The sequence below is a fragment of the Acinetobacter sp. DSM 11652 genome, from assembly GCF_900109815.1.
Classification (GTDB): domain Bacteria; phylum Pseudomonadota; class Gammaproteobacteria; order Pseudomonadales; family Moraxellaceae; genus Acinetobacter.
Window position 1 is genome coordinate 70,923 of sequence record NZ_FOBK01000001.1, and the last position, 22,012, is coordinate 92,934.

Genomic DNA, 22,012 nt, shown 5'->3' on the forward strand with positions numbered 1-22,012 from the left:
TTTGATTCTATTAATTTGTTTAATAAAGCTCACCAGATTTTCGTCGTTCAATAAAATCTTTAGATTCTTTTGCAATAACTCCAGAAAGTAACAATAAGGCAATTAAGTTGGGTGCTGCCATTAAACCATTGAAGGTGTCTGCGAAAAGCCAAACTAAATCAAGTGTGACGACACAGCCTACAAATACTGAAGCAATATAAATGAGACGATAAATAAATACTGACTTTTCACCCAGTAAATAGGTGCAACATTTTTCGCCGTAATAACTCCAACCTAAAATAGTTGAATAAGCAAAAAAGATGATTCCGAACGTAACAACCCAGCCCCCAAATCCTGGTAGTAATTTGTCAAAAACACTAATGGTCAAAACAGCCCCAGTTTGATCACCGAAACTTTGTCCTGCCATGATGAAACCCATAACAAGAACAATACCCGTAATTGAGCACACAATAATTGTATCAATGAATGTACCTGTCATTGAAACTAAGCCTTGACGGGCAGGGTGGTCAGTTTTAGCTGCTGCCGCTGCAATTGGAGCAGAGCCCATACCAGCTTCGTTTGAAAATACACCACGGGCAACACCGTAACGAATCGCTGCACCAATCGCACCACCTGCTGCCGCTTCACCTGTGAATGCATAGGTAAAGATCATTTTTAAAGCAGGAACAACTAATTCAAGGTTATTGAAAATAATAATTAGCCCGCCAATGACATAGCCTAGAGCCATGACTGGAACAATAATTGAGGATGCTTTGGAAATAGACTTAATACCGCCTAAAATCACCAATGCAGAGAAAATTGTAATAATGATGGCAGTGGTGAGCGTGCTTATACCCAAACTATTTTCTACTGCTAGTGCCACTGTGTTTGATTGAACTGAGCTACCAATACCAAAGGATGCTAATGTACCAAATAATGCGAAGAGGACTGCGAGCCACTTCCATTTCGCGCCAAGTCCTCGTTCAATGTAGTACATTGGACCACCAGACATTTCTCCTTTTTCATTTTTTACACGGTATTTGACCGCCAAAACACCTTCACCGTATTTGGTTGCCATACCGAAAAATGCAGTCATCCACATCCAGAATACAGCACCCGGACCACCCAGTACACAAGCAGTCGCTACCCCTGCGATATTACCTGTACCAATCGTGGCTGAAAGTGCGGTCATGAGTGAGGCAAATTGTGAGATATCTCCCGAGTCTTTTTTTTCTGGGTGTTTCCCGAACACTTGTTTGAATGCCAAAGGAAGCATCCTGAATTGCCAAAAAAGTAGACGGAATGTTAAGAAAACACCTGTCCCAACAATCAGCACCAGCATATAAGGTCCCCAGACTAAGCCGCTGAGTGTTTCCATGATTGATTGTATTTCTTGCATAAATTACCTTCTTATTTTCCTGATTGTTTTTTACATGCATGATCAAGCAAGGGATATGCCATACTTTTGCGCGATCAAACACATCATTCCTTTTGATTATTTTTTGCACTTATATTTTTTACATATAACAACAAGATTTTCAATATTTTACTCAAAATAAGATAAATAAATAAATATGATGAATAATTGATCACTCTAGTGATATATAAGAAAAATGAATTAATACTTTAAACTAATTAGAAAATATTGATCGTGCTAATTTTCTTTTTGAAATCTGATTTTTTTCAGTTAAGTTGTGCCGATTAATATATTTGGTGAATTTGAAAATGTCAGATCAAAATATAAATTCGCCTCAGCAAAATGGTGAATTACAACGAAGTCTATCCAATCGACATTTGCAGTTAATTGCAATTGGAGGCGCAATTGGGACAGGTTTGTTCATGGGCTCTGGGAAAACAATTAGCCTAGCTGGTCCTTCAATCCTTGTAATTTACATGATCATCGGTTTCATGGTTTTTTTAGTGATGCGAGCACTAGGCGAATTGTTGCTTTCAAATTTGCAATATAAGTCGTTTATTGATTTCGCCACGGATTTAATTGGACCATGGGCAGGTTACTTTGTTGGCTGGACCTACTGGTTGTGTTGGATCACCATCGGTATTGCAGATTTATCGGCGATCATTTATTACCTTCAGTTCTTCAATAATGGGATGCCTTTTAGCCCTGAAGAAGGGGTAATGATTAGCATCGCTGCAATCGTATTTATCATGGGATTGAATCTTGTTACGGTGAAACTGTTTGGTGAATTAGAATTCTGGTTTGCTTTAATCAAGATTATCGCAATTGTGGTTTTAATTGGCGTTGGCTTTTGGATGATATTTACAGGTTTCACTTCTACATCAGGTGAAATCGCAGCATTCAGCAATATTTGGTCAAACGGCGGGATCTTCCCAACAGGTGCAATCGGTTTCTTGGCAGGCTTCCAAATCGCAATTTTTGCTTTTGTGGGTGTAGAACTGGTGGGTACAACCGCAGCTGAAACTAAAGATCCTGAAACGAACTTGCCGAAAGCTGTCAACTCGATTCCTATTCGAATCATTATTTTCTATGTTTTGTCGTTGCTGGTGGTGATGTCGGTTACACCATGGAATAATATTGATCCGAATATTTCCCCATTTGTAAACTTGTTTAGTCAAGCAGGTATTGCAGCCGCTGCTATTATTATGAATTTGGTTGTATTGTCTTCAGTGATGTCATCGATGAACAGTGGCGTATTCTCAACCAGCCGCATGCTGTTTGGCTTGTCGCGCGAGACTCAAGCTCCTGAAGCTTTTGGAAGACTGAATAAGCGAGCTGTGCCAGCGAATGCCTTGTATTTCTCAGCAGTATGTTTGTTACTAGGGGCAGCACTGCAATACTTCGTACCGAATACGGTGGAAGCATTTACTTTAGCGACAACACTTTCCACCATTTTATTTATTTGTGTATGGTTGATGATTATTTGGAGTTATGTGGTGTATTACAAAACACGCCCAGAACTTCATGCCAAATCGAAATTTAAACTACCAGGTGGATTGGTGACATGTGCGATTGTTGCTATATTCTTTATTGGCATGATTGGAGTTTTGGCTTTAGAAGATGATACTCGCCGTGCATTGATGGTGAGCCCGATTTGGTTTGTTATTCTGATCATTGGTTATTTTGGTTTTTATAAGAAAAAATAAAAACTTATAAATGATTTGCAATTTAGGTCAAAAGAAACGTCAGTAATTACTGGCGTTTTTTTATTTCTGTTATTAATCTGTTGCGTTAAATACTTTGGTGAATTAGATGATCAAGGTATACTTCTATAAATTTTACTGATAGGTGTGGGTATGCGTATTTTGATCGGAGTTATCAGTGCAGCCGTTGTTTCAATCTTGGCTGGATGTGGTCAGACTGGTGCATTACAACTACCCAGTGATCCAAACTATGACAAGCGAGCACAATATTTAATTTATAAAAACAATGATCGCCCAAGTCAGGATCAAGCTGAACCTAAAGCAGATGCTGCACCTACTCAAGATTAATATTCATTTATTTTTTTCTCCAGCGCAATTTAGAAAGGATACATCCATGAGTTTCCCTCGCATTCAAGGGGTTTTGCACGCAGAACAATGTTCATTGGATCAACTTGCTCAGCAATTTGGTACACCACTTTATGTTTATTCAAAAGCAACTTTTGAAAAACATTATTTGGATATGGATCGTGCTTTTAACTTTATCGATCACCAAATTTGTTTTGCAGTGAAGTCAAACTCAAATATCGCAGTTCTAAATGTGTTGGCGAAACTTGGTTGCGGTTTTGATATCGTGACTGGAGGTGAATTAGCACGTGTTTTACGCGCAGGTGGTGACGCTTCTAAAATTGTTTTCTCTGGTTTAGGCAAGTCTGAAGCTGACATTCGTCAAGCATTAGAAGTGGGTATTGCTTGTTTTAATGTGGAATCATATGCAGAGCTTGACCGTATTCAAAAAGTTGCAGCAGAACTTAATGTAAAAGCTCCAATTTCACTTCGGGTAAATCCAGATGTTGATGCCAAAACACATCCATATATCTCGACTGGTCTTAAAGAAAATAAATTTGGTATTCCTTCTGATTCGGTATATGAAACTTATCAGTATGCAGCAAGTTTAAGTCACTTAGATATCGTAGGAATTGATTGTCATATTGGTTCACAATTGACTGAAACTCAACCTTTTGTTGATGCACTTGATCGTGTCATGAACATGATTGAAGCATTGAAAAAATTAGGGATCAACCTCAAACATATTGATATTGGTGGTGGTCTTGGTGTGACTTATAAAGATGAAGTTCCACCGACAGTTGAAGAATATGCAAATGCTTTACGTCCTGCATTAGAAAAACTTGGTCTTAAAGTGTATATGGAGCCAGGGCGTAGTATTTCGGCGAATGCTGGCGTATTGGTGACGAAAGTTGATCTTTTAAAACCAACCAATCATCGCAATTTTGCAATTGTTGATGCAGCAATGAATGACTTGATTCGTCCTTCTTTGTACGAAGCTTGGATGGATATCCAAGAGGTTAATCAAAATTCGCAAACTGAGAAAAAAGTTTGGGATGTGGTTGGTGCGATCTGTGAAACAGGTGACTTCATCGGTAAAGAGCGTGAACTTGCGATTCAAGCGAACGATCATTTAGCTGTTTTGGGTGCAGGTGCTTATGGTTTTGTGATGAGTTCAAATTACAACAGCCGAGGTCGTGCAGCAGAGGTGATGGTTGACGGTGATCAAGCACACTTAATTCGTCAACGTGAAACGATTGAGTCTCTGTGGGAACGTGAGTCCTTATTGCCTTAAGGAGACAATAGATGTTGCTAGAATTTACTAAAATGCATGGTCTAGGTAATGACTTCATGGTGGTTGATTTAATCAGCCAACGTGCTTATCTAGATCCTGTCATGATTCGCCGGTTGGCTGACCGTAATTTTGGCATCGGTTTTGATCAGTTATTAGTTGTTGAAACACCAGATCATCCAAACGTTGATTTCAAATATCGCATTTTTAATGCGGATGGTTCTGAAGTTGAGCAATGCGGCAATGGCGTTCGTTGTTTTGCCAAATTTGTTCATGATCGTCATTTAACCAATAAAACTAAATTCAAAGTGCAAACAAAGGCGGGGATTGTCGAGCCTGAGTTGGGTGCGAATGGATGGGTTCGTGTGAATATGGGGTATCCGAAGTTCTTACCGAACCAAATCCCATTTTTAGCAGAAGCGCCTGCTGCTTTATATGATTTAGCTTTAGCGGATAATGAGACGATCAGCATCGATGTGGTCAATATGGGAAATCCGCATGCAGTGACCATTGTGCCAGACGTGTTAACTGCTGATGTTGCTAAAATAGGCCCTCAAGTGGAATCTCACGAACGTTTTCCTGAGCGTGTAAATGCTGGATTTATGCAGATCGTTGATGAAAAACATGCTCGATTACGAGTTTTTGAACGTGGTGTGGGAGAAACATTGGCTTGTGGTACAGGTGCATGTGCTGCTGCTGTCTCAGGTATGCGCCGTGGTTTATTGTCTAGCAATGTGGAAATCGAACTTGCCGGCGGTAAATTGCTGATTGAATGGAAAGAGGGAGATGTGGTTTGGATGACTGGTCCAACTGCAACGGTTTATGAAGGTCGTTTGGATCTACGTTATTTTCAATAAAACTTATTTCCTAACTAAAAAGCCCTGAAACTCAGGGCTTTTTACTTTATGATTTGATGGAATGCCCACGAGTATTGATGTTTAGACATCAGATTCAACAGAGAGAAAGCCAAATGCAATATGGCGCAATGCAATTGCTGTCAATGTGGTTGAAAGAGAGAAAGATTCAAAATCAATCTGACCATACGCTTGAGGCGTATTTTCGTGATGTGTCTGGTTTTATTGACTTTTGTTATGAAAAGAAAATTGAATTAAATCAAGTTGAAGCATCTGATTTACGAGAATATATGGCTTATAAGGTTGAACAACATCAACTCAACAGTGCAAGCTTACAACGTCATTTAACAGCCATTCGTCAATTCATGAAATGGGCTGTGGAAGGGAAATATCTATCGAATAATCCCATTCATGATTTTAAGTTAAAAAGACAGCCAAGGCCTTTGCCGGGTATGGTTGATGTCGAAACGATTCAGCAAATTTTGGATCAACCTGCACCTGAATCCTCTCAAGATCATCTCTTGTGGTTAAGAGATAAAGCTATTTTGGAGCTGCTTTATTCAAGTGGTTTACGATTAGCCGAAGTACAAGGATTGAATATTCGAGATATCGATTTTACACGACAATTACTTCGAATTACGGGTAAGGGAAATAAAACTCGGGTTGTTCCTTTTGGTTTGAAAGCGAAAACGAGTTTAATCGAATGGCTTAAAGTCCATCGTATCTGGTGTGGGGAAATTGAGTTAGATTCCCCAGTTTTTATTACTAAAAAAGGGAGTCGATTGACGAATCGACAGATTGAAAATCGAGTCAAATTGCAAGCACAAAGAGCGGGCGTAAATGTGGATTTACATCCTCACTTACTGCGACACTGTTTTGCTAGTCATCTGCTTTCAAACAGTGGTGATTTACGAGCAGTTCAAGAAATGCTAGGTCATAGTAATTTATCTACGACACAAATTTATACTCAGTTAGATTTTGATCGTTTGGCTCAAGTCTATGATAAAGCTCACCCTAGAGCCCAAAAATCTTAATCCTCAGTATTAAGTATATTGAATATACTTAATACTGTACTGAATGATAAAGTTATCTGTTTAAAGTGCTGGTGTGTGTATAGGTATCATACGTGCGGGATTCACTTTTTGGAATGCGACTGCGATTTCAAATAAAGTCGGCTCATCAAATTCACGAGCAATAAACTCGATGTTAACATTCATAGGATAACTACTGCGACTTGAGTTGACTGATTTAGCAGGCATAGATAATGCAGGAAAACCACTAAACGGACTTAGGCGATTATTGGTACCTGTGGTCGGGCTACTTCCTAAATTACCAGCGAACCCAGTAATAGAAGGGTAGGCTAAAGCGTCGTATTGTACGCCTTTACGAGTACCATCTAGTTCAACATTATTTAAAGCGCTGTTCATGCGTAAGCGCACGAATGGACTTCTTTCAGTGGTGTTGCGCTCATAATTCTCAATATATGAAGCACTTGTTGGATCAGAATTATAGCCACTGAAGTTACGGATCATTAGTTCACTAGCGAGTAAATCTTCATACGATTGGAAAATACTTCTTGTGGTCTTTAAATACTCTGTAAGTGATATTTTAAATTCAGCACTTGAAAGACTCGAATAACGTGTCAAAATTGTATTTAGATCGCTTATTGTAACTATTTCTACAGTTGCTCCAGCCTCTTCAAGTTTAGTAATTGCGTTATCCATTGCTTCTTTAACGAGATTGTAGTCTTCTTTCTGTTGAGTGGTTGAACCTTCGGAAGGGTAAAGTGCTTGTAATATACCAATACGCTTTCCTACAAGACTTACAGTGTCATGAGGAACGTAGCTATTCGGTTGATTAATCAATTCGCGGTAAGCAGACTCTGATTTTAGAAGGGGAGAAGTACGCGCAAATTCACTGCGTTGATTTGAACTTAATGAGCTATCGAATCCGATCATTGCATCCATTAATTTTGCACAGTCAATAGCTTGTCTACACATTGGTCCAGCAGTATCTTGAGTTGGTGCCAGTGGAATAATTCCATCTTGGCTCAAAAGACGTAAAGATGGTCGTAAACCGACAAGACCCTGTACTGATGAAGGCACACGAATTGACCCTCCCGTATCAGTTCCTATTCCCACCATTGCAAAACTTGCAGATATGGCAGCGCCAGTTCCTGATGATGAACCACCTGGGCCTTTACTTAAGTCATACACATTTTTAGTTTGATCACCTAGAGTTGATTTTCCACCAAAGCCGAAAGCGAACTCATCAAGATTGGCTTTTCCTAAAATGATTCCGCCATTTTCTTTGATATTTTTTATGATATAGGCATCATCATGTGGAAAATTATCTTTTAATGCTACAGAACCTGCTGTGTTCGCCATATCTACAGCATCAATATTGTCTTTAGCGAGTACAGTGACACAGTGAAGAGGTCCTGAAAGTTTCGAATTTTTTGCAAATTGTTGGTCGAGCACTTCTGCTTCTTTAAGTGCATTTGGGTTTAAAGAAATAATGCTATTGAGCTCTGGACCTTGTCGATCGTAAGCTGATATACGATTTAAATATCCTTGCACAACATCAACACAAGATGAACCTTTGCTTAAAATCGAGTTATGCAAATCACTAATGGTTGCTTCTACAGGATTAAACGGGACAGGAGGCGGCGTGTTAGAATTATTTGTGCTACTTTCATTGTCACCACAGGCTGTTAAGAAAGTTGCTATCGTGACAACAAGCAAAGTTTTTTTAAATGTGATCATGTGCATTCCCCAGATTAAGTTCAAACTGGTTAAGCAATGAATGTGCCACTCTAAAAATGAATGAAATTTACAGTTTTATGCTCCAGAAAATAGCTAATAACCATTGGTATAAATAAAATGCGTTAATTTAATGCGAATAAAATTATTTGAAAAATAATGTATTGTTGGGATTGAGCTTTTGAAAGCTGCGCTTTTAAAAATAATTTTCCCTTAAACTTTAGCTTAAATTTTTCGAATTGATTTTTTTTAATACGATTTTTAAGGTATAACTTTAATAGATGGATTTAAGTTGTATACAAATTAAAAAATATTTTGCAGGAATGATTAGGTCAAGCCATGATTGACAATATTGATCAAAAGTATCAGCAACTCTCTTCAGCACAAAAAGACATTTTTGCAGGTTATGGTTTACGTCAGGTGAAACATTTTGTGGAAATCAATTTACCGTTGATTGAGGCCGCTCTACCTAACAATGCCTATGTGCAGGGTATTAATACTGAAGGAAAAATCCAAGCGATTGATCCAATAGCATCTAAGACTTATTTGTGGATTTCTGATCAGCAATGGCAAGAAAGACCTATTGCAGATCAAGGAGTTGATTTGAAAGAAGACTTTATTGAAGTTTGGAAAATTTTTGAACTAGAACAATACCCTATTATTGAATTGAGTCACGTCCATCGTGATTACTTGGCGGCGCTCAATCAAGTTTGAAAAAAATCATTTAAAAAAACAGAGCTAATAATTTTAGCTCTGTTACTTTATAGAAAATTAAATTTACTCATTTCCAACAACTCAATACATAAAGATAAAATTATTGATTAAATAACGTTCAATTTTGTTTCATATATTTATTCTGCTCATTCGATTCAGTCAAATTCTTTACACTTGTCTAGTAATTTTGAATTTTTTTGGAGAGGGGTAAATGATTAAATTTCATGAAAATAATATCCATGCCGCCATTTTTGATATGGATGGCACAATGTTTGATACGGAGCGACTTCGTTTTCAAACTTTGAAGCAAGCATCATTAGAACTCATTGGTGTCGAATTTACAGACGCCTATTTATTATCTTGTTTGGGTTTAAGTGCTCGTAGTGCCGAAAAACTGGCAAATCAGCAATATGGTCAAGAAGTGCCGTATGCGGAAATTAGAAAGCGAGCAGATCAGCTAGAACTTGAGCATGTAAGAAAATACGGAGTGCCGATTAAATTTGGACTCATGCAAGTTCTTGAACGTTTAAGAAAGTCCAATCTGAAAATGGCAGTAGCAACTTCGAGTCGACGTGAAATAGCTGAAGAGTATTTAATCAATGCCAATGTATATAAGTTTTTCGACATTATCGTATGCGGCGATGAGGTTGATAATGGAAAACCACACCCAGAAATTTTCTTAAAAGCTGCTGAGCAACTGAACATTGATCCAACTTTATGTTTAATGTTTGAAGACTCAGAAAATGGAGTGATGTCGGCGTTTGAAGCGGGTGGATTAACGGTATTACTTCAAGATATCAAAGAACCTAATTCAACCATGCTCGAAAAAGCGAATTTCTTTTACGAAAGCATGCATGATTTTCTGGAAGATTTGAATCAATTTACACCAAAATTAAAAATGCCTGCTCTATTTGACTCTTTTCCTCAGACTTTAAATCAGCATGTCGTGGGGATACATGGTTTTGGGGCAATAGGTGGTGGCTATATTGCCCAAGTATTGTCTCATTGGGATGGATATACTCGACCAAAACAAATCTATGCTTCAACGCGGAATTCACTCTATAGAAATAGTGTGAATACTTTTGGTGGTTACAGTATTCGTTATGGGCAACACTCTCATAACGAGCGAATAGACAATATAACCGTCATAGATGCATCAAATATTGAAATGATGCAGCACATGTATATTGAATCAAGTTTAATTGCACTGTGTTTACCTGAAAAGGCAATCGAGCAAGAGGCTAAAACCATTGCTCAAGGGTTGTATGCGCGTTATATCCATTTTGAAGAACAGTTGAATCCTCTAACAGTTTTAATTGTTTTGAACAAAGTAGGCGCAAAATCATTAATTGAACAACAGATTTGTAGTGCTTTGCATGAAATTACGGATGCGAAGACGGTCAATATCATCATGTCGCAGCACTATTTTTGCGATACAGTAGTCAATCGAATGGTAGCGAAAATTACAGATCAAAAATTATTTAGACAGTTAAAAATCAAATACAACATTTTTAGACATGTGCAGGATGAGCATGATTTAGACGTGACGGATGTGGATGAAGGGACGCGTTTAAATGCTGAACAAGAACAATTGGCTACTCAGTATATTGACGATCTATACGAAAAATTCAAATCGGCGCATATTCTACAGAATCTAGAATTAATCTTATTCCATGCCGAAACAGATATGCCACTTTATGTAGAAAATAATAGTCCTTTATTAGAAAAAATGCGCCAAATGATTCTGGTTGAAGAGATTGAAGAGATACAGTTAATCAAAAATCGCATGTGGAATGGTGTGCATGCAATGACAGCATGGGCTGCAAGTTTTCGACAATATGAAACAATCGGGATTGCACTGTCTGATGAGCAAATTTCTAAATTTATGTTGGCAGTACTCCATGAGGTTAAAGTTGGATTAAAGGATCTACTACCACATCGAAAAGAAAATTTAGAATTGTTGGCGAAGAGTTTTATCGACTCTTGTGAGACGGCTTATAAAGACCCATGTGATCGAGTGGCAAGAGACCCATATCGTAAGTTAGGTTTTGGTGAGCGGGTACTATCTTCATTGGCATACAATTTTCAACGTGGCAAGCCTTATCAGGAAATTTTCAAAGGGCTTGTATTGGGTTATGCATACGTTATACTGAAGCAAAATCAACGATTTGAAGATGTGATTCGGCATTTTGCTCAGCAACTTAGTCAAACTGAATTGGAACTTGAGGATCAATTGTATTTGCAGGAAGAGCTGAAACGGAGACTCAAAATTTGTGATCCTAAATTGAGTGAATCAGTGGATCAGCATGTACTTCTAGAAAAAATTTTGAATGAAAAAATCGAGGTTGAAAAAACTTAAAGCATTGAACATTTAACTTTTTAACTTGATCAAAATGGATAATCGGTCCGATCTGAAAAGTCAGTCGGATCGATTGCTTAATGGTATTAAATTGATTGCAGGGGCAGTTGATAGCTTTGTTTAATGATTTGACTGGGTAAATCCGTTTTCACACTGGTAATCCCATTTTTTTTGGTTAAGTGTTCTGACTGAAATTTACGATAGTTCTCCAAATCAGGTACGACAACTTTTAACATCGCATCACATTCGCCCAAAATAATATAGCACTCCATGACTTGAGGGAGTTCTTTCATCGCTTCAATAAAAGTATCGATGGTTTCAGCGTCTTGTCCCACCAACCAAATACGCGAAAATAGAATAAGTTGTAATCCGATTTTTTGAGGATCAACAATGGTTGTGTATTGCTGGATGACTCCAGCATCTTCGAGAATTTTTACGCGTCTTAAACAAGAGGATGGTGATAAGCCAATCTCTTTGGCTAAATCATTATTTTGAATTCGACCGTTGGTTTGAAGTTCATGAATGATACTTTTATCGATACGATCTAATTTAACTGAAATTGATTTAGATATTATTTTCATATATTAGAATTAAATTCTAAAAATTAAAGAATAAATAGAATATTTGAAATCCTATTTTATGTAAATTCGAAGATACTTTTTTTTCATTTTCATTAATGATGGAAGAAAGAAAATGTCTACCTATTGGTTATTTGCTTTGACAGTTATCCCTCTTATTTTTACGCCTGGTCCGGATATGTTATTTATTCTGTCACAGGTAATGGGTAAAAATGCGAAAGCAGGCGTTATGGCGACTTTAGGGGTGTGTTTGGGTTATTTCGTCCATTCTTTTTTAGTCGTTGTGGGTATTGCGGCTATCATTATTTCTTTCCCTATTATTTTTGAAACGATCAAATGGTTAGGAATCTGTTATTTGCTTTATTTGGCATTTAATTTGATTCGATCTGCGCTTAATCACAAAAATATTGAAATTAAACAAAGTCAGGTCATTAGTCCGATTCGACGCGGTTTTATAACATCCTTACTTAATCCTAAAGGTATGCTTATTTATTTTGCGATTTTGCCTCAATTTATTAACCAGCATACCTCTTCGATTATGGGACAGGGGATTGTCTTATCCCTAATCTTCATTGGATTATGCTTAATTATTTATTCATCATTGAGTTTTGTATTTGCATTTTTGACACAGAAAACAGGGATAAATGAAAAACGTCAAAAATGGATTGATGGTGGTTCGGGAGTGATGCTTTCATTGGCAGCAACATGGCTCATTGTAAATTAACATTAAAAAAGCGCAAACTAATGTTTGCGCTTTCTATTCAAATAGATTTAACTTTGGTTAAATTATACTCAAAAAGAATAGCTGTTATTGTAATTTTTGCTGTCTGTTATGACATTTTTTACCTCAAATTTGGTGACTCACGCCAACGCTTTTCAACGTAAAATAAGAGTCTACAGCATCAATTCCACTGATGTAGTTAATAAATTAAAAAAATATTAAAAATCAAAGTTTAATTTTTTACAAAAAATATTGAAAAGCTGACAAATTTATTAACAAAATAATTTTGTGAACGCTCCGTTCAACGAAAATTACGCTTTTTTACAGCAGTTTTGTGAATTGTGACTTGACCGAAATGCCAAACACATTGCAAGATAGGACACCTAAAAATTTTAAATGAAGAGTTATTATAACTTTTCTGAATATTTACTTCTGTTAAAACAGCCGAGGATTACATGAAGGCTCTTGTTGCTGTAAAACGTGTGGTTGATGCCAACGTTAAAGTTCGCGTAAAGCCGGACAATAGTGGGGTTGACCTTACTAACGTTAAAATGTCAATTAACCCATTCTGTGAAATCGCAGTGGAAGAAGCGGTTCGCTTAAAAGAAAAAGGAACTGTTTCAGAAATCGTTGTTGTTTCTATTGGTCCTAAAGAAGCGCAAGAACAAATCCGTTCTGCAATGGCGCTTGGTGCAGACCGCGGTATCCTAGTTGAAGCTAATGACAGCCAACTTGGTGCTTTAGAAGTTGCGAAGATTCTTAAAGGCGTTGTAGACGCTGAACAGCCACAACTTATCCTTCTTGGTAAACAAGCAATTGATGACGACTCTAACCAAGTTGGTCAGATGCTTGGTGCATTACTTGGTGCTGGTCAAGGTACATTTGCTTCAGAAGTTAAAGTTGAAGGCGATAAAGTACAAGTGACTCGTGAAATCGACGGTGGTTTACAAACTGTTGAACTAGCACTTCCAGCGATCATTACGACTGACTTACGTTTGAATGAGCCACGTTATGCTGCTCTACCAAACATCATGAAAGCACGTAAGAAACCGCTTGATACTAAATCTCCTGCAGATTTTGGTGTTAATCCTGCAACTAAGCTTAAGACTGTTAAAGTTGAAGCGCCTGCTGAACGTAAAGCTGGTGTTCAAGTGAAGTCTGTTGATGAGCTTGTTGAAAAACTAAAAAATGAAGCGAAAGTGATCTAATACAGAAGGATAAAAATCATGAGTATTTTAGTAATCGCTGAGCACGACAACAAAGCACTTAATGGTGCAACTTTAAACGTTGTAGCTGCGGCTCAAAAAATCGGTGGTGATATCACTGTATTAGTTGCTGGTTCAGGCGCTCAAGCAGTTGCTGATGAAGCTGCTAAAGTTGCTGGTGTAAGCAAAGTTCTTTTAGCTGACGATGCTGCATATGCAAACCAATTGGCTGAAAATGTAGCGAAGCTTGTTGCTTCAATTGGTACAGGTTATTCACACATTCTTGCGGCGTCTACAACGACGGGTAAAAACGTACTTCCACGTGCTGCAGCACTTCTTGATGTAAGTATGATTACTGACATTATTGCAGTTGATGGTCCTAAAACTTTCAAGCGTCCAATCTATGCTGGTAACGCGATTGCAACTGTAGAGTCTGGTGAATCAGTTGTTGTTGGTACAGTTCGTGGTACAGCGTTTGATGCAGTTGCTGCTGAAGGTGGATCTGCTGCGGTTGAAGCTGCAACTTCTACTGGTGATGCGGGTATTTCTAAGTTCGTATCTGAAGAAATCGTAAAATCAGAACGTCCAGAATTAACAGCAGCTCGCATTGTTGTATCTGGTGGACGTGGTGTAGGTTCTGGTGAGAACTACCATAAAGTACTTGATCCATTAGCTGATAAGCTTGGTGCAGCTCAAGGTGCATCTCGTGCAGCAGTAGATGCTGGTTTCGTTCCAAACGATATGCAAGTTGGTCAAACGGGTAAAATCGTTGCGCCAGACCTTTATATTGCTGTAGGTATCTCTGGTGCGATTCAGCACTTGGCAGGTATGAAAGATTCTAAGGTGATCGTTGCGATCAACAAAGATGAAGAAGCTCCAATTAATGCAGTAGCTGACTACTGGTTAGTAGGTGACTTAAATACAGTGGTTCCAGAATTAGTTTCTAAAATCTAGTTCAGCATTGCTGTACTAATGCTCTGATCGAGTAATGATTCATTTCATTTTACTTGGTCAGGGCATTTTTATATTTAATCATCAAAAAAATCTCATAAAACAAAATTATAGATTATTCTCATCAAGGGATCAGAATTTACCGTTTTATATGTTTTTTGTAATTGTGATATGATTCGCCATCATTTTTTAAGCTCATTCATACTTTCAATGTATTAATGAGGGAGTTTGTGTTTTGCTGGTCGACACCCGAATAACCTTACCGCTTGTTCTAATCGCGGTCTCATGTTTAATTTTTCCATTATTTAATCAAGTCCATTTCAATGTGTTTGGTATGGAAGACGTGCGTCTGATTGAAAATTTACAGGCTCTTTTATTGTTGTCCTTTGCAGTTATTAGCTATTTTTACATAAAGCCTTTACAGCTTAGAGAAGGTAAGAAAGAGTTTTGGCTTTGGGCTGTTTGCTGGTGGGTTTTATTGTTTGGTCGTAGTACCAGTTGGGGGCGAGATTATTTCCCTGATGTCCCAAAAATCTATTTTCGAGGTATCTCAATTGTATTGATTGGGTCTGTGGTTTTTCCACTATTGAACCAAAAATTACGCACAGAGATTGTGAACAAGTTTAAGACAGCTATTATCCCAGTTTGGGCCTTGGTTTTGGCTGTGATTGGGCTCGTTGTTTCTGATGCGATAGAGCATCATCGCTTTATAGGGATGCTCCTGCTCACAGAAAATAGTAATGAAAGCTTACTCGAAGAGCTGTATGAGTTTCCGTTGATTTTAAGCTTATTTGCAATTTCTTTTAGTTTAATGAAAGCGGACAAGCGCGAACTTCATCATTGAAGAATATTCATGTATTTATAAAGATCCTTACGAGGATCTTTTTTATGTATAAGTAGCAAAAAAGTGATTTTTATCATTCATTTTAGGGCAATACTGTTTAAGAATTTTGTGTTGAAAACTTAGTCATTTTTATGAATAAAATTAAACAGATCATCCATAAAATTTAGGGACAAAAATACGGATTTGTGCTATAATTTTCGGCTGAGTTTTAGAATTTAGCTCCATAGATTTTGGGCTAATTTTTTGCAAGATTGATTATATAAATCGAGCAGTTTCTTCAAGCTGTTTGTAATAAGGAGTATGCATGAGCGTATCGGAAATTCGACCGATTGCCATTGAGGATGAACTGAAGAGCTCATATCTCGACTATGCTATGAGTGTCATTGTCTCTCGTGCACTACCAGACGTTAGAGATGGTTTAAAGCCAGTTCATCGCCGTGTTCTTTATGCGATGCATGAGCTTGGAAATGATTATAACAAAGCTTACAAAAAATCAGCGCGTGTCGTTGGTGATGTAATCGGTAAATACCACCCTCATGGTGACTCTGCTGTATACGAAACAATCGTTCGTATGGCACAAGATTTCAGTTTACGTTATCAGTTGGTTGATGGTCAGGGTAACTTCGGCTCTGTTGATGGTGACAGTGCAGCAGCGATGCGTTATACCGAAGTGCGTATGCGTAAATTAACGCATGAACTGTTAGCTGATTTAGAAAAAGATACAGTAGAGTGGGAAGATAACTACGACGGTTCAGAGCGTATCCCACAAGTTATGCCAACTCGTGTGCCAAATTTACTCATTAATGGTGTCACGGGTATTGCTGTAGGTATGGCAACCAATATGGCGCCGCATAATATGACTGAAGTGGTCAATGCGTGCTTAGCCTATGCCAATAATCCGAATATCAGTATTGAAGGATTGATGGAGCATATTTCGGGTCCAGACTTTCCTACAGGCGGTATCATTTACGGTAAATCGGGTATTGTTGATGCTTACCGTACTGGTAAAGGTCGTTTATTTATTCGTGGTAAGTACCATTTAGAAGAAGACCAAAAAACAGGTCGTACGACGATTGTATTCACTGAAATTCCATATCAAGTGAACAAAGCAAAAACGATTGAACGTATTGCTGAACTTGTGAAAGAGAAGAAGCTCGAAGGTATTTCAGAGTTACGCGACGAATCTGATAAAGAAGGGATGCGTATTGCAATTGACTTAAAGCGTGGCGAAAACGCTGAAGTAATTGTTAATAATTTATTCCAAAATACTCAGCTTCAAAATTCATTCAGTATTAATATGGTTTGCTTGGATAATGGCCAGCCAAAGCTGATGAATTTAAAAGACATCATTGCTGCTTTCATTCGCCATCGTCAAGAAGTTGTAACACGTCGTACGATGTTCGAATTACGTAAAGCGCGTGAACGTGGTCATATCTTGGAAGGTTTAACGGTTGCTTTAGCAAATATTGATGCCATCATCGAAACCATTAAAACCTCTGCGAATCCGCAAGAAGCACGTGAACGTTTGCAAGCAGGGGAATGGTCTGCAGGTGGTGTAGTTGCTTTATTGGAAAAAGCAGGTTCAGTTTCTGTTCGCCCAGATGAGATTGAGGGTGAAGATCCTAATAAACCGTTTGGATTATCTGGCAATATTTATCGTCTCTCGCCGACTCAAGTGGGTGCAATTTTAGAATTACGTTTGCATCGTTTAACTGGTTTAGAACAAGATAAGCTGCATGCAGAATATTCTGAAATTTTGGCACAAATTGCAGAGTTGACAGCAATTCTTAATGATTTTGAATTGTTGATGAACGTGATTCGTGAAGAGCTTGCACTTATTCTTCAGCAATACGGTGATGAGCGTCGTACTGCGATTGTAGAATCTCGTGTAGATTTCTCTCGTGAGGATTTAATTCCAGAAGAACAAGTTGTTTTAACCGTTTCTCAATCAGGCTATGCGAAAACACAGCCACTTTCTGATTATGCTGCGCAACGTCGTGGTGGGCGTGGTAAATCAGCAACGTCTATGAAAGAAGATGATTACATTCAACATTTGATTGTGACATCTAACCATGCAACAGTTTTATGCTTTACCAATGTCGGCAAAGTCTATCGCTTAAAAGTTTTTGAAGTGCCTCAAGCTTCTCGTGGTGCAAAAGGTCGTCCTATGGTGAACTTATTGCCATTAGATGAAAATGAGACAATTACTGCTATTCTGCCAGTGATTGATGCACCGAAGAAATTTAAAGAACGTCTAGCCGATTTCCGTCAGTTTGTTAAATCTCATCAAGCTCAATTACAGCAAAACGAAATCATTGCTGCACACTATGATGCATTAGAAAAATCATTTGCTGATCTAGCAGATGGTGACGATCTATCGGACGAATTGCGTACACATCTGAAAGAGTTAGGAGTTGAATTATCAACTACAGATCTTGATGATGAAGTAGTAGTTGAATTTGCTGAGCTTGCAGAAAACTTACGTAAAAACTTCTATGTCTTTATGGCAACTGAATACGGTACGATCAAGCGAGTTGAACTTGAGCAGTTCTCTAATGTACGTTCAAATGGTTTACGTGCAATCGAGTTAGCTGGAGATGACCGTTTAATTGGTGTTGCGATTACTGACGGTGAACAACAAATTATGTTGTTCTCGAATGAAGGTAAAGCGATTCGATTTGCAGAAACTGATGTACGTGCAATGGGTCGTTCTGCGAAAGGTGTACGTGGTATGCGTGTCACCATTGGATTGGCTCAAGCGGAAGAAATTGAAGACAATGATGTAGATTCAGAAGATGAAGATACGGATTCTAATTTCTTAAGCCGTATTGTTTCATTAGTTGTTGTCCCGGCAACAGGTGAAGTGCTATGTGCTTCAGCGAATGGTTACGGTAAGCGTACGCCAGTGGATGACTTCCCGACCAAGAAACGTGGTGGTAAAGGCGTCATTGCGATCAAGACATCTGATCGTAATGGTGAGCTGGTTGGTGCCGTAGCGATCGATGTCAGTAAAGAAGTCATGCTGATTTCTGATGGTGGTACGCTAGTACGTACTCGTGCATCTGAAATTGCTCAGACGGGTCGTAATGCACAAGGTGTACGTTTAATCCGCTTAGGTGAAAACGAGACATTGGTTGGTGTTGAAGCGATTGAAGCTGTTGAGGAAGATGATTTTATAGAATCAGTTGAAGGTGAAGAGGCTTCAATTGAATCTAATGAATCAGTAGATACTCAAGAAATTGATACGACTGATAGCGATGAAAAATCTACAGATGAATAATTTGTAGGAATTAAAAAAGGACGCTGAAGCGTCCTTTTTTAATTAACAATAGTCTAAAAAGAATTTTAATTAAAAATGAAACTCAAATTTAATTATAGCTTGCTGATTGTAATAGCACTGTTTATAACAGCATGTAGTGAACCCTTTCATTTCAGCTGAATGAAGGAGAGAGGGGAATCTGAGGAATATTGTTCATAAACAAAACATTCAGCTGTAAATACTGATGCGCTTTATGATGCAGTTCGAGATAAAAATAATGAAATGGTTGTTGAAATTGTAGATCAAGATATAAAAGATGGATTTTTATTACACAGTCATTTTAAAAGAGTCAGCTATGAATGGTATGGTGAGATGTTTTAATTGTTCGCATGAAATGAAAGACAATACAACGAAATAGTCATAATAAATTTTGTCAGATTGAGAGCTGTTGTAGTGAGCGATTTAAACTTACTAACTACGGTGTCTCTCAAAATATAGTAAACATAAATCTCTGATAAATGTAGAGCTTATTGAAAAAATAGCTTTAGTGTGAAAACAAGATTGAAATTATTTAAGTTGAATATACTGCAAGCTATGGTTATCTGTGGTTAAATGCCATCATTTTATTGTGTTTCACTCTGAAAGGAAAAATCATGCGCGCGTACAACTTCTGTGCTGGTCCTGCTGCATTACCTACTGCTGTATTAGAAAAAGCTCAAGCTGAGATGCTTGATTGGCAGGGTAAGGGCCTATCAATCATGGAAATGAGTCATCGTAGTGCAGACTACGTCGCTGTTGCTGAAAAAGCAGAAGCAGACTTACGCAAGTTGATGAATATTCCTGAGAACTACAAAGTGCTTTTCTTACAGGGTGGTGCTTCTCTACAATTCTCTGCGATTCCATTGAATCTATTAGGGAAAAATAACAAAGCAGATTATATCCATACTGGCATTTGGTCTGAAAAAGCTTTAAAAGAAGCAAAACGTTATGGCGAAATTAACGTGATCGAAGCTGGTATTAAAGATGCAGATGGTAATCTTGCAATTTCTGATCAAAGTACATGGAATTTATCTGCTGATGCTGCCTATGTTCATTATGCAGATAACGAAACGATTGGTGGTATTCAATTTAAAAATATCCCAACTACGGATAAACCACTGGTTGCAGATTTATCTTCTAGTATTTTGTCGGCACCAATTGATGTTTCAAAATTCGGTCTTATTTACGCGGGTGCGCAAAAAAATATCGGTCCTGCTGGTTTAACATTGGTAATCATTCGCGATGATTTATTAGATCAAGCAAAAGAAGAAATTCCGAGCATCTTGAAGTATTCAGCGCAAGCGAAGAACGATTCTATGGTGAATACACCTTCTACTTATGCTTGGTATTTATCAGGCTTAGTATTTGAATGGTTGCTTGAACAGGGTGGTGTAGAGGCAATTCATCAAGTGAACCAGCAAAAAGCTGAATTATTGTATGGTTATATTGATTCAAGTGACTTCTATGCAAATCCAATTGCGAAAGAATATCGTTCAATTATGAATGTGCCATTTACATTGGCGAAGCCTGAACTTGAAAAGCAATTCCTGAAAGAAGCAGAGGAAAATAATTTATTAAATCTTGCAGGACATCGTTCAGTAGGTGGTATGCGTGCGAGTATTTACAATGCAGTGCCACTTGAAGGTGTACAAGCTCTTGTGAAATTTATGGATGATTTTGCGAAGCGTAACGCTTAAAATCAGTCTGTAAAAAAAGCCTGTCATATGACAGGCTTTTTTTATGCACTAAAACGCAGATGAAAGTAATCAATGCTACTTTATTAAAATGCTGGAATAAGATTGGTAAAGTGGAAAATAAAAGCAGCGAGGAAAACACCTAAGAAAAAGAAACAGTAAGCACCCTTGTCTACACGAATACGAGGGCGTGCTTGTTCCATTAAGCCTGTTGATTGTTCCGGTATAATTTTCATCTAGGAGCCTAAATATTACTTTATAGTTAAATCCTATTTATTTGATGTATTTTTAGCATAAATATTCGCCTGAATCCATATATTTCCACGAATATATTGACCAATTTCGAAATTTTTATAATTCTCATCCTTAGTCGCGATACGAATAAGTGTAGCAGGTTGGTTATCTTCCAAAATAAGTGTTACATCATAAAGTTGATAAAATTGATCGTTGAACTGCATTTGGGTCTTGCCAACCACTTTTCCTTGGAACCAGGCCTCATCTTCCTGACCCATGGTTTCACCGTACAAGTAAGCCACCATTTTCGAAAAATCGACCGTTACAGGTTCTTTATCGGCATCTGATTTAGGTTCCCAAGCATCAATCAGCTGCTGTAAATTATCTGGCGCTACACCATTGTGTTCACTCAAAATTTCATTTAAAGCACGATGGTGTTTAATTGAAGCTGGATCATCCACAACAATTTGTTCTTGATCAGCAACTTTTTCTAGCTCATAAGCCCACGCATTTAATTGGACTTTATAAGATTGATTTTTTTGGTATTGAATTTGGTTAACACTGTATAAGCTATCAAAAGCATAAACCACACTATTATCACTAACTTTTAATTGTAACACTGCTTGCGTGTTGGACTTACATGTAATGATGCGTTCAATCGTCGCGTTCAACGTATAAGGACTATCAAAAGTAGGGAAGGCTGTTTTGACTGATTTAGGTTTATTGTCTTCTACAGCAATGACTTGAACCAATTGGATAGGTTGTTGTTTAGGTCCTTGAATTAGCCAAACATTCGGATCCATATCTTGTTCTTCAGCACAAATCCCCATCGGCATGACAGGTGCATTTAGTGCTTCACTCAACCATTTTGGAACCTGAGCAGTCGGATCATCAGTTAACAGCGCCCAATGTTCTACATGGCTACCAAAGCTTTGATCTTCTATCGTAATAATTTCAGGTTTGTTTTGATTGTTCATATGCTCATTCTAAGATTGAGTGAATTACTCTATGTAATATCGAGGATAATTGATATTTTTCAAGTCTTGAATTGTTTTTTCTTTAT

The 22,012-nt window shown here is 37.8% G+C and carries 18 protein-coding genes; 13 read left to right on the forward strand and 5 right to left on the reverse strand.

Going from position 1 to position 22,012, the window contains the following annotated elements; translation table 11 throughout:
* Nucleotides 1-19: 19 nt before the first annotated feature.
* A complete protein-coding gene (locus BMW42_RS00365; RefSeq protein ID WP_092765965.1) occupies nucleotides 20-1,378 on the reverse strand; it encodes an alanine/glycine:cation symporter family protein in 1,359 nt (452 codons plus the stop codon).
* A gap of 326 nt (nucleotides 1,379-1,704) precedes the next feature.
* On the opposite strand from BMW42_RS00365, the gene BMW42_RS00370 reads away from it, so the two are divergent.
* The 5 genes from BMW42_RS00370 to BMW42_RS00390 all read left to right on the forward strand — a co-directional run bounded on the left by BMW42_RS00370 (nucleotide 1,705) and on the right by BMW42_RS00390 (nucleotide 6,623).
* Nucleotides 1,705-3,102, forward strand: coding sequence for an amino acid permease (locus tag BMW42_RS00370; RefSeq protein WP_092765966.1), 1,398 nt, complete (start codon nucleotides 1,705-1,707; stop codon nucleotides 3,100-3,102).
* A gap of 150 nt (nucleotides 3,103-3,252) precedes the next feature.
* Entirely contained in the window at nucleotides 3,253-3,447 is a 195-nt protein-coding gene (gene lptM, locus BMW42_RS00375) for an LPS translocon maturation chaperone LptM (RefSeq protein ID WP_092765967.1), read from the forward strand.
* Between the two features lie 46 nt (nucleotides 3,448-3,493).
* Nucleotides 3,494-4,738, forward strand: a complete 1,245-nt coding sequence (gene lysA / locus BMW42_RS00380) for a diaminopimelate decarboxylase (RefSeq protein WP_092765968.1) — start codon at nucleotides 3,494-3,496, stop codon at nucleotides 4,736-4,738.
* Nucleotides 4,739-4,749: 11 nt separating this feature from the next.
* Nucleotides 4,750-5,592, forward strand: a complete 843-nt coding sequence (dapF, locus tag BMW42_RS00385) for a diaminopimelate epimerase (RefSeq protein ID WP_092765969.1) — start codon at nucleotides 4,750-4,752, stop codon at nucleotides 5,590-5,592.
* Between the two features lie 113 nt (nucleotides 5,593-5,705).
* Nucleotides 5,706-6,623, forward strand: coding sequence for a tyrosine recombinase XerC (locus BMW42_RS00390; RefSeq protein ID WP_092766253.1), 918 nt, complete (start codon nucleotides 5,706-5,708; stop codon nucleotides 6,621-6,623).
* A gap of 60 nt (nucleotides 6,624-6,683) precedes the next feature.
* On the opposite strand, the gene BMW42_RS00395 is transcribed toward BMW42_RS00390, so the two are convergent.
* A complete protein-coding gene (locus BMW42_RS00395; RefSeq protein WP_092765970.1) occupies nucleotides 6,684-8,354 on the reverse strand; it encodes an amidase in 1,671 nt (556 codons plus the stop codon).
* 336 nt (nucleotides 8,355-8,690) lie between these two features.
* Between BMW42_RS00395 and BMW42_RS00400 the strand changes: the two genes are divergently transcribed.
* Together BMW42_RS00400 and mtlD are read left to right on the forward strand one after the other, a co-directional pair.
* Entirely contained in the window at nucleotides 8,691-9,065 is a 375-nt protein-coding gene (locus BMW42_RS00400) for a hypothetical protein (protein ID WP_092765971.1), read from the forward strand.
* 211 nt (nucleotides 9,066-9,276) lie between these two features.
* On the forward strand, nucleotides 9,277-11,424 hold the full coding sequence (mtlD, locus tag BMW42_RS00405; protein WP_092765972.1) for a bifunctional mannitol-1-phosphate dehydrogenase/phosphatase: 2,148 nt from the start codon (nucleotides 9,277-9,279) through the stop codon (nucleotides 11,422-11,424).
* Nucleotides 11,425-11,510: 86 nt separating this feature from the next.
* On the opposite strand, the gene BMW42_RS00410 is transcribed toward mtlD, so the two are convergent.
* The gene (locus tag BMW42_RS00410) at nucleotides 11,511-12,005 is read right to left on the reverse strand and encodes an Lrp/AsnC family transcriptional regulator (RefSeq protein ID WP_092765973.1); all 495 of its coding nucleotides are present in this window, start codon (nucleotides 12,003-12,005) and stop codon (nucleotides 11,511-11,513) included.
* A 112-nt stretch (nucleotides 12,006-12,117) separates the two neighbouring features.
* Between BMW42_RS00410 and BMW42_RS00415 the strand changes: the two genes are divergently transcribed.
* From BMW42_RS00415 to serC, 6 genes are all read left to right on the forward strand, one after another.
* Nucleotides 12,118-12,726, forward strand: a complete 609-nt coding sequence (locus BMW42_RS00415) for a LysE family translocator (protein WP_035266421.1) — start codon at nucleotides 12,118-12,120, stop codon at nucleotides 12,724-12,726.
* Between the two features lie 452 nt (nucleotides 12,727-13,178).
* Nucleotides 13,179-13,931, forward strand: a complete 753-nt coding sequence (locus BMW42_RS00425) for an electron transfer flavoprotein subunit beta/FixA family protein (RefSeq protein ID WP_092765975.1) — start codon at nucleotides 13,179-13,181, stop codon at nucleotides 13,929-13,931.
* A gap of 18 nt (nucleotides 13,932-13,949) precedes the next feature.
* A complete protein-coding gene (locus BMW42_RS00430; RefSeq protein ID WP_092765976.1) occupies nucleotides 13,950-14,882 on the forward strand; it encodes an FAD-binding protein in 933 nt (310 codons plus the stop codon).
* Nucleotides 14,883-15,114: 232 nt separating this feature from the next.
* Nucleotides 15,115-15,723, forward strand: a complete 609-nt coding sequence (locus BMW42_RS00435) for a hypothetical protein (RefSeq protein ID WP_035266431.1) — start codon at nucleotides 15,115-15,117, stop codon at nucleotides 15,721-15,723.
* 304 nt (nucleotides 15,724-16,027) lie between these two features.
* Nucleotides 16,028-19,003 (forward strand): DNA gyrase subunit A, encoded by a 2,976-nt coding sequence (gene gyrA, locus BMW42_RS00440; RefSeq protein ID WP_092765977.1) that lies wholly within the window; start codon nucleotides 16,028-16,030, stop codon nucleotides 19,001-19,003.
* Between the two features lie 632 nt (nucleotides 19,004-19,635).
* Entirely contained in the window at nucleotides 19,636-20,718 is a 1,083-nt protein-coding gene (gene serC / locus BMW42_RS00445) for a 3-phosphoserine/phosphohydroxythreonine transaminase (RefSeq protein ID WP_092765978.1), read from the forward strand.
* An 83-nt stretch (nucleotides 20,719-20,801) separates the two neighbouring features.
* On the opposite strand, the gene BMW42_RS14680 is transcribed toward serC, so the two are convergent.
* Together BMW42_RS14680 and BMW42_RS00450 are read right to left on the reverse strand one after the other, a co-directional pair.
* On the reverse strand, nucleotides 20,802-20,951 hold the full coding sequence (locus BMW42_RS14680; protein WP_171076764.1) for a hypothetical protein: 150 nt from the start codon (nucleotides 20,949-20,951) through the stop codon (nucleotides 20,802-20,804).
* Nucleotides 20,952-20,984: 33 nt separating this feature from the next.
* On the reverse strand, nucleotides 20,985-21,926 hold the full coding sequence (locus tag BMW42_RS00450) for a hypothetical protein (RefSeq protein WP_092765979.1): 942 nt from the start codon (nucleotides 21,924-21,926) through the stop codon (nucleotides 20,985-20,987).
* Between the last annotated feature and the right edge of the window lie 86 nt (nucleotides 21,927-22,012).

Bases quoted from the DNA above. Each gene is read 5' to 3' on its own strand.
- BMW42_RS00365 (WP_092765965.1), bottom strand. From the start codon at position 1,378: ATGCAAGAAATACAATCAATCATGGAAACACTCAGCGGCTTAGTCTGG.
- BMW42_RS00370 (WP_092765966.1), top strand. From the start codon at position 1,705: ATGTCAGATCAAAATATAAATTCGCCTCAGCAAAATGGTGAATTACAA.
- lptM (WP_092765967.1), top strand. From the start codon at position 3,253: ATGCGTATTTTGATCGGAGTTATCAGTGCAGCCGTTGTTTCAATCTTG.
- lysA (WP_092765968.1), top strand. From the start codon at position 3,494: ATGAGTTTCCCTCGCATTCAAGGGGTTTTGCACGCAGAACAATGTTCA.
- dapF (WP_092765969.1), top strand. From the start codon at position 4,750: ATGTTGCTAGAATTTACTAAAATGCATGGTCTAGGTAATGACTTCATG.
- BMW42_RS00390 (WP_092766253.1), top strand. From the start codon at position 5,706: ATGCAATATGGCGCAATGCAATTGCTGTCAATGTGGTTGAAAGAGAGA.
- BMW42_RS00395 (WP_092765970.1), bottom strand. From the start codon at position 8,354: ATGATCACATTTAAAAAAACTTTGCTTGTTGTCACGATAGCAACTTTC.
- BMW42_RS00400 (WP_092765971.1), top strand. From the start codon at position 8,691: ATGATTGACAATATTGATCAAAAGTATCAGCAACTCTCTTCAGCACAA.
- mtlD (WP_092765972.1), top strand. From the start codon at position 9,277: ATGATTAAATTTCATGAAAATAATATCCATGCCGCCATTTTTGATATG.
- BMW42_RS00410 (WP_092765973.1), bottom strand. From the start codon at position 12,005: ATGAAAATAATATCTAAATCAATTTCAGTTAAATTAGATCGTATCGAT.
- BMW42_RS00415 (WP_035266421.1), top strand. From the start codon at position 12,118: ATGTCTACCTATTGGTTATTTGCTTTGACAGTTATCCCTCTTATTTTT.
- BMW42_RS00425 (WP_092765975.1), top strand. From the start codon at position 13,179: ATGAAGGCTCTTGTTGCTGTAAAACGTGTGGTTGATGCCAACGTTAAA.
- BMW42_RS00430 (WP_092765976.1), top strand. From the start codon at position 13,950: ATGAGTATTTTAGTAATCGCTGAGCACGACAACAAAGCACTTAATGGT.
- gyrA (WP_092765977.1), top strand. From the start codon at position 16,028: ATGAGCGTATCGGAAATTCGACCGATTGCCATTGAGGATGAACTGAAG.
- serC (WP_092765978.1), top strand. From the start codon at position 19,636: ATGCGCGCGTACAACTTCTGTGCTGGTCCTGCTGCATTACCTACTGCT.
- BMW42_RS14680 (WP_171076764.1), bottom strand. From the start codon at position 20,951: ATGAAAATTATACCGGAACAATCAACAGGCTTAATGGAACAAGCACGC.
- BMW42_RS00450 (WP_092765979.1), bottom strand. From the start codon at position 21,926: ATGAACAATCAAAACAAACCTGAAATTATTACGATAGAAGATCAAAGC.